Annotated in this window: 1 pseudogene; it reads left to right on the top strand. The window is 47.0% G+C overall.

What is annotated here, in order from left to right:
- Positions 1-249, top strand: a pseudogene (locus SLS51_RS23730) (IS1634 family transposase); the annotation flags it as partial.

Below are 249 nucleotides of genomic sequence, written 5' to 3'. Positions count from 1 at the left end.
AATTATAAGGCACAACAAAAGGTGGAACGGGGTTTTCGCTTCCTGAAAAGTCCGGAATTCCTGACGTCTGCCATTTTCCTGAAAAAACCGGAGCGGATAGAAGCGCTGTTAATGGTGATGACATGTTGTCTCATGGTCTATGCGGCGCTGGAGCATAAAATTCGGCATGAATTGAAACAAAATGTGCCGTTTTTCCCCGATATGAAGAACAAACCGACACAATCCCCCACCGCGCGTTGGGTGTTTCTG

This window comes from Photorhabdus africana, assembly GCF_035181445.1.
Taxonomy (GTDB): Bacteria; Pseudomonadota; Gammaproteobacteria; order Enterobacterales; family Enterobacteriaceae; genus Photorhabdus; species Photorhabdus laumondii.
Note: the sequence above shows the minus strand (reverse complement) of the source record. Positions and strands in the feature narration are given on the sequence as shown.